Below are 7,310 nucleotides of genomic sequence, written 5' to 3'. Positions count from 1 at the left end.
AAACGAGCCGCTCTTTTATATGGAGAAGACGGAATGATCTTACATCATTCCACCCATACCGCCACCCATTGGAGGAGCTCCCGCACCTACAGGGTTTTCTTCAGCTTCGTCAGCCAATACACACTCAGTAGTCAATAACATTGAAGCAACTGAAGCAGCATTTTCTAAAGCTACACGAGAAACTTTAGTTGGATCGATTACACCAGCGGCGATTAAGTTTTCGTAACGGTCTGTACGTGCATTGTAACCGAAATCTGCAGTTCCTTCTTTCACTTTTTGAACGATTACTGCACCTTCTATACCTGCATTGTTACAGATCTGACGCAATGGCTCTTCGATCGCACGTTTGATGATGTCAATACCGATTTGCTCATCTTCGTTGTCACCTTTAAGGTTTACCAAAGCTTCAGTTGAGCGAATAAATGCAACACCACCACCAGCGATAATACCTTCTTCAACAGCTGCACGAGTTGCATGCAAAGCATCATCAACACGGTCTTTTTTCTCTTTCATTTCAACCTCAGTAGTCGCACCTACATACAATACTGCTACACCACCTGACAGTTTTGCCAAACGCTCTTGTAGTTTTTCACGGTCGTAGTCTGAAGTTGTTGTTTCGATTTGTGAACGGATCTGTGCAACACGTGCTTTGATATCTTCCACATTACCAGAACCATTGATAATTGTTGTATTATCTTTGTCAACTTGAACTTTTTCAGCTTGACCCAAGTAAGATAACTCAGCATTTTCTAATTTGAAACCTCTTTCTTCAGAGATTACAGTACCACCAGTTAAGATAGCGATGTCTTCTAACATTGCTTTACGACGGTCACCGAAACCTGGAGCCTTAACAGCAGCAACTTTCAATGAACCACGGATTTTATTAACAACCAATGTTGCAAGTGCCTCACCATCCAAATCCTCAGCAATGATCAACAATGGTTTACCAGTTTGAACTTGTTTCTCCAAGATTGGCAACAATTCTTTCATATTGCTGATTTTCTTGTCGTAGATCAAGATATATGGATTATCTAATTCTGCTTCCATTTTGTCAGAATTTGTCACAAAGTAAGGTGACAAATAACCACGGTCAAATTGCATACCTTCCACAGTTTTCACTTCTGTTTCAGTACCTTTTGCTTCTTCAACAGTGATAACACCGTCATTACCTACTTTTTCCATTGCTTGAGCAATCAAAGCACCAATTACTTCGTCGTTGTTAGCAGAAATAGTAGCAACTTGTTTGATTTTATTGTTGTCTTGACCAACTTCTTGAGATTGAGATTTCAAGTTAGCAACTACAGTTGCAACAGCTTTGTCAATACCACGTTTTAGATCCATTGGGTTAGCACCAGCAGCTACAGATTTGATACCTGGAGCAACGATAGCTTGTGCCAATACAGTAGCAGTTGTCGTACCATCACCAGCTTGATCAGCTGTTTTAGAAGCAACTTCCTTTACCATTTGTGCACCCATATTTTCTAACGCGTCTTTCAATTCGATTTCCTTCGCTACTGAAACACCATCTTTAGTAATTACCGGAGCACCAAATTTTTTCTCAATAATTACGTTACGTCCTTTAGGACCCAATGTTACTTTAACTGCATTTGCTAAAGTGTCTACACCTTTTTTAAGGGCCTCGCGAGCCTCAACGTTATATTTTACTTGTTTTGCCATTTTTATTTGAGTATTTAGTATTTCTAGAAGCGTAATTAGAATTTGATATAAAACCGTAAAGCCGATCTTATTATTAACCTATCTAATTTTACAACTCCACCAAAATAATCTATTGAATTTTTAATTGAGCCAGAAAACTCTTTTTTTAATTAACCTTGTGGTATGAATTAGATAACAGCGTAAATATCGGACTCACGCATAATTAAGTACTCTTTTCCTTCGTAAGTAATTTCAGTACCTGCGTATTTTCCGTATAATACTTTGTCACCAACTTTCACAGTTAACGGTTCGTCAACTTTACCTGTACCTACAGCAACTACTGTACCTTGAGATGGTTTTTCTTTTGCTGTATCGGGGATATACAACCCTGAAGCTGTTTTTTCTTCTGCTGGAGCAGCTTCTACTACTACTCTGTCTCCGATAGGTTTGATACTTAATGCCATAATTAATTTACTTTTTATCTGTTATTGAATTTATTTTAATGTTATAATCGTTATAAACACATCATCTTTTATGCCAATTGTAAATATCAACACTTATAAGACAATTTTTCACAGAAAACTAACATGCTGATCGACAAAAATTCATTTTGCTGTCACACTGTCATTTTTCCGTCTGTCAGTCTTACTTCTCTCTGCCGCCGCTCTGGTCGAGTAACCCGATAGAAACATTTTTTAGATGCTTTCCATCCAGCGACCTGGTGTACGGGCTCCTTGAAAACAATGAAAATAAATACTTCTCCATAAACCGAGTGTGGCGAGCACTTTCAGAAAAAAGTAAACATAAAAAAGCCCCGTTTGTAAAAACAAACGGGGCCTATATACTTTTACTGACAACTATTTTTTAGCTTCTTCCGCTGGTTTAGTTGTAGGTGTAGTAGCTGGAGCTTTTTCCTGAGGTTGAGCAGGAGCTGCTTGCTCTTGTCCCGCAGGCGCACCAGCAGGCTTTTGTCCAGTACCCAAGTTCAATGGACCTTGTTGTGCTGGAGTCTCGATTTGACCACCCAATCCACCTTTAGATGTACTTGGCGATGTACCAATAATATTGACACCTAAGCTAAATACCATAATGGCAATAACCATGATCCAAGTACCTTTCTCCAAAAAGTCACCTGTACGTTTTACCCCCATAAGATTTGTTCCACCTGAAAAACCAGATGACAAACCTCCTCCTTTTGGATTTTGGATTAAAACCAAAAACGCTAAAATAATACTAGCCAATATGATTAGACCGATTAATAATCCTTGCATCTCTTTATGTTATTAATTTAATTTCTTTTCTAATTCTGTTATGCGTGCCGCAAAGTAAGCATTTTTTTCTGGATATTTCAAAACTAATTTTTTGTAAACCTCTATTGCTTTTGGATATAAGCCCTGCTCCACATAGATCTTTGCAAGCGTTTCGGTAACAAGCGAATGCTGATCCTCCGAGCTTTTTCTTGCCTTGTTCTCCAAATCTAATTTTTCTGCCTGGAGGGGTTGAATCATAGGTTCTTCGCGAATAAACTTTTCAATTACCTCGTCAGTTTTACGCGGTATCTGAAAAGCAATTGTCGTTTTAACTTCATCACTCAACTTTGCTTCAGGTGATTGCAAATGAAAGATATTCTCCCGAATCTGTTGATCTAATAGCTGGGTATCCAATTTCTCATGAATTTTAGCGATATCGTCATTAGACGGCATCATTGGACCTAATGGAGATTTTACATAGGGCTGATAAGTGTCAGCATATTCCAATCTAGTTTTATGTAACCACCATAAGAAACTATAGGGCATCGTATCATCATCGTAAACAGAAACACGCTCTCGCCCATCACTCTCCTCGGCAACAGATTCCGCTAAAGCAGCTGTTACAATTAGGATCTCCTCGGCCTCTGCATCGGCAATAATTTCTTGCTGCTGTTCATTGGCCCTAAAATAATCTTTTGCGACCCCGGCTTGAATCAAACGATCCAATTCATCAACCTCCACGCTCTCCTCTTCTATTTCGACCACCCCTTCATCATTGTTAAGCCTCTCTTCGATAATAACTTCATCTTGCTGCGTTATTGGCGTAGGCGCTACCACGGATTTACTATGAACAAATTCATATAGCCAACTTGGAGAGGATGCATAGAGCAAAGTAGAAGACAGATTCTGCACTGAACCATGTTTTCCAAAAACTTTACGTTCATAAACAAACCGTAAGCTCTGGGCATAAGGGTATTTTTCAATCAATGCTAAAATAATATCTTCCTCTACAGTGTCCGGATGATTGATTGCTTGAAAAAAAAGCTCGTTATTGGTTAATGATATATTAAGATTCATCTTGAAAATAGAATTACCAATTAGCAAACGCTTTGTTATATATATCTTCAGTTAGCATCTGAATAATTTCCTTACCCAAAGTTTCTTCTTGTGCACTCTGAAGGTTTCCGGCAAACTCTTTAAATCGTGTAAAGGGCTGCTCAAAATCATCCTTCGGATTGATTTTATTATGATAGGTAACTTTAATCGTAATAGTCAGTCTATTCATTGCAGCTCGATCAGTACCTGCTTCAACAGCTGCAGGACTTATTGAATACTCTGTAATAAATCCCTCAAAGGTAGCGTCTCCATCCTGATTCACCTGACTCAATCGAGATTGATTACGAATACGCTCTTTGAGAGCCTCCGTAAAGTTCTGACTTAATGTCGGATAAACCAAAGGAGCTATATTTTCGAAATATTGAATATTGACAGTTTTCATTCCTTCGGGAATGGAACCTCCTGTAAAACCATATTTTACCCCACAACTATTCATTACGAATAGAAAGATTGCTGTGAGAAAAGTATATAAAATTTTTTTTGACAACATCTGTAAACCTTAATCTAAATTTAAGTCTTTAATTTTTCTATACAAAGTTCTTTCAGAAATTCCCAGCTCTTGGGCGGCTGCTTTACGCTTGCCGCGATGTTTTTTCAAGGCCTTTTTTATTAAATCAGATTCTTTATCAACAAGAGATAAAGACTCCTCGACTTCTTGGGCATCCTGCAGGTATTCATCCTGTGAAACGGGATTTTTCAATACATTTGCAGTGTTTGCCGGAGAATGTATAGTTAAAGTTGGTGTTGCAGTATAATTTTCCGGCTCTGATTTCAATTGTGGTTCAATCTCCTGATACAATTGATTGATGTAGGGCGAGTTTTGATCAAACGTACTGGAATCGACACCTTTTTGTATCAATTCAACCACCAGTTTTTTCAGATCAACCATATCCTTTTTCATATCAAATAGGACTTTGTACAACAAATCTCTCTCTGAAAAATCTTCTTTTCCACCATTATTTGAAGGAACTACCGCCGGTAAACTTGTACGTGATTCATTAGGTAAATAATTTTGAAGTATATGCGCATCAACAACACGTTCTTTCTCCAAAACTGCAATTTGTTCCGCTACATTTTTTAGTTGACGTACGTTTCCGGGCCAGCTATAGTTCCGTAACATATTCTGTGCATCTTCCGTCAGTTGAACTCCCGGCGTGCGGTATTTTTCAGAAAAATCTACAATAAACTTACGAAATAATAAGTTGATATCTTCCGGTCGTTCACGCAATGACGGTACACGCAATGGTACGGTATTCAAGCGATAATAAAGATCTTCGCGAAATTTACCTTTTTGTACAGCTTCAAACACATTCACATTTGTCGCAGCAACAACACGTACATTTGTCTTTTGTACTTTAGATGATCCGACCCGAATATACTCACCTGACTCCAACACACGTAATAATCTCGCTTGTGTACCCAGTGGCAACTCGCCTACTTCATCTAAAAAGATTGTTCCGCCGTCAACAACTTCAAAATATCCCTTTCTAGCCTCATGAGCACCAGTAAAAGAACCTTTCTCATGACCAAATAATTCGGAATCAATGGTCCCTTCTGGTATAGCTCCGCAGTTAACCGCAATAAAAGGGCCGTGCTTACGTGAGCTCAATTGATGGATAATATGCGAAAAAACCTCCTTACCACTTCCACTCTCACCTTGTATTAATACGGAAATATCAGTTGGGGCCACTTGTCGCGCAATATCGATGGCACGATTCAACAGTGGCGAATTACCGATAATTCCGAATCTATTCTTTATATCTTGGTTATCCATAAATTTCCTGTTGGAAATAAAACAATCTCAGTTTCCTTAATCAACAATTTTTCCCAATAACGTAGCGGAGGTACATGATTCAATAAGCACGTTCACATAGTCGCCTTGCTTAAATCGAGGGTCGATTGGAAATACCACTAAAGCATTTTGATCATTACGGCCACAAAAATCGAATTCAGACCTTTTTGAAAATCCTTCAATAAGCACCTTACAAACTTTTCCAACAAAATGCTGGTAACGGTATAAACTATGATCGCGCTGTTTATTAATAACTTCTGTCAAACGACGTTTTTTTACATCTTCTGGAATATCATCCGCATATCTTTTCGCAGCCAAAGTACCTGGCCTTTCCGAGTAAGCAAACATATAGGCGAAATCATATTTGACATAATCCATCATAGACAATGTTTCTTGATGTTCCGCTTCTGTTTCTGTACAGAAGCCCGTAATAACATCTGTAGAAATAGCACAATCAGGAATAATACGACGGATTGCATCTACGCGTTCCATATACCACTCACGGTCATATGTACGGTTCATCAGTTCTAATACCCTGGAGTTTCCAGATTGAACCGGCAAGTGAATATAATTACAGATGTTTTCGTGTGAAGCGATCGCATATAGAACCTCATCGGTAATATCTTTTGGATGGGAAGTAGAGAAGCGCACACGTAAAAGGGGACTAATTTCGGCAACCATCGTAAGAAGAGATGCAAAAGTGACTGTCTCACTTGGCTCTTCACCTTCGGTAACAGATGCACTATACTTATAAGAGTCCACATTTTGTCCCAACAGAGTAACCTCCTTATAGCCTGCATTGAAAAGATCTTGGGCTTCCTTCACGATAGACTGTGGATCACGGCTCCGTTCACGGCCACGTGTAAAAGGAACCACACAAAATGAACACATATTATCACAGCCACGCATGATCGAAATGAAGGCTGTTACACCATTTGAATTCAAGCGGACAGGATTAATATCGGCATAAGTTTCCTCTCTAGATAATAAAACGTTGACAGCTTTAGCACCGTCATCGACCTTATCAATTAAATTTGGCAGATCGCGATAAGCATCTGGTCCTACCACAACATCTACCAATTTTTCTTCCTCTAAGAATTTCGATTTTAGACGCTCGGCCATACAACCTAATACACCAACGATCATTCCAGGATTTTTTGTTTTAGCAGCCTCAAATTCCTTTAGGCGATTGCGCACACGTTGTTCGGCATTTTCCCGGATGGAACAGGTATTAATAAAAACAACATCAGCTTCCTGATAATTCTTGGTTGTTTCAAATCCCTTATCCAACAAAATAGAAGCAACAATCTCACTATCCGAAAAATTCATTTGGCAACCGTAGCTTTCAATATACAGCTTGCGTCCATTACTTAAAGTCGGATCCTGTTCTAATAATAATGCCTCACCCTGACGAGATTCGTCGTGTTCCTTAGTGGTATGTGTTAAATCTAGCATAGCTCGATATTCAATAGAATATAATTTTTTTTATTTTCAAA

Annotated in this window: 7 protein-coding genes; all 7 read right to left on the bottom strand. The window is 38.8% G+C overall.

Annotation, left to right across the window (positions count from 1 at the left end; translation table 11 throughout):
- Nucleotides 1-39: 39 nt before the first annotated feature.
- Nucleotides 40-1,677 carry a chaperonin GroEL gene (gene groL, locus B3C94_RS10695; protein ID WP_070561631.1) on the bottom strand — a complete coding sequence of 546 codons (1,638 nt, stop codon included), beginning with the start codon at nucleotides 1,675-1,677 and terminating at the stop codon, nucleotides 40-42.
- Nucleotides 1,678-1,844: 167 nt separating this feature from the next.
- Nucleotides 1,845-2,120, bottom strand: coding sequence for a co-chaperone GroES (locus tag B3C94_RS10690; protein ID WP_028070710.1), 276 nt, complete (start codon nucleotides 2,118-2,120; stop codon nucleotides 1,845-1,847).
- Between the two features lie 393 nt (nucleotides 2,121-2,513).
- A complete protein-coding gene (gene secG / locus B3C94_RS10685) occupies nucleotides 2,514-2,927 on the bottom strand; it encodes a preprotein translocase subunit SecG (RefSeq protein ID WP_293903252.1) in 414 nt (137 codons plus the stop codon).
- 12 nt (nucleotides 2,928-2,939) lie between these two features.
- Nucleotides 2,940-3,983 carry a hypothetical protein gene (locus tag B3C94_RS10680; RefSeq protein ID WP_293903249.1) on the bottom strand — a complete coding sequence of 348 codons (1,044 nt, stop codon included), beginning with the start codon at nucleotides 3,981-3,983 and terminating at the stop codon, nucleotides 2,940-2,942.
- A gap of 13 nt (nucleotides 3,984-3,996) precedes the next feature.
- Entirely contained in the window at nucleotides 3,997-4,512 is a 516-nt protein-coding gene (locus B3C94_RS10675; protein WP_293903246.1) for an LptE family protein, read from the bottom strand.
- 9 nt (nucleotides 4,513-4,521) lie between these two features.
- Complete coding sequence (locus tag B3C94_RS10670; protein ID WP_293903243.1) at nucleotides 4,522-5,796, bottom strand: sigma-54 interaction domain-containing protein; 1,275 nt, start codon at nucleotides 5,794-5,796, stop codon at nucleotides 4,522-4,524.
- Between the two features lie 36 nt (nucleotides 5,797-5,832).
- Nucleotides 5,833-7,269: a tRNA (N6-isopentenyl adenosine(37)-C2)-methylthiotransferase MiaB gene (miaB, locus tag B3C94_RS10665; protein WP_293903240.1), complete on the bottom strand. Its 1,437-nt coding sequence runs from the start codon at nucleotides 7,267-7,269 to the stop codon at nucleotides 5,833-5,835.
- Nucleotides 7,270-7,310: the final 41 nt, after the last annotated feature.

The organism is Sphingobacterium sp. UBA5670 (assembly GCF_002420705.1).
GTDB lineage: Bacteria > Bacteroidota > Bacteroidia > Sphingobacteriales > Sphingobacteriaceae > Sphingobacterium.
The sequence above is the reverse complement of the archived record's forward strand: the minus strand, read 5'-3'. Positions and strand labels throughout refer to the sequence as shown.

What these genes read in the sequence shown, in the direction of transcription:
- groL (WP_070561631.1), bottom strand. Translation starts at nt 1,677, where the DNA reads ATGGCAAAACAAGTAAAATATAACGTTGAGGCTCGCGAGGCCCTTAAA.
- B3C94_RS10690 (WP_028070710.1), bottom strand. Translation starts at nt 2,120, where the DNA reads ATGGCATTAAGTATCAAACCTATCGGAGACAGAGTAGTAGTAGAAGCT.
- secG (WP_293903252.1), bottom strand. Translation starts at nt 2,927, where the DNA reads ATGCAAGGATTATTAATCGGTCTAATCATATTGGCTAGTATTATTTTA.
- B3C94_RS10680 (WP_293903249.1), bottom strand. Translation starts at nt 3,983, where the DNA reads ATGAATCTTAATATATCATTAACCAATAACGAGCTTTTTTTTCAAGCA.
- B3C94_RS10675 (WP_293903246.1), bottom strand. Translation starts at nt 4,512, where the DNA reads ATGTTGTCAAAAAAAATTTTATATACTTTTCTCACAGCAATCTTTCTA.
- B3C94_RS10670 (WP_293903243.1), bottom strand. Translation starts at nt 5,796, where the DNA reads ATGGATAACCAAGATATAAAGAATAGATTCGGAATTATCGGTAATTCG.
- miaB (WP_293903240.1), bottom strand. Translation starts at nt 7,269, where the DNA reads ATGCTAGATTTAACACATACCACTAAGGAACACGACGAATCTCGTCAG.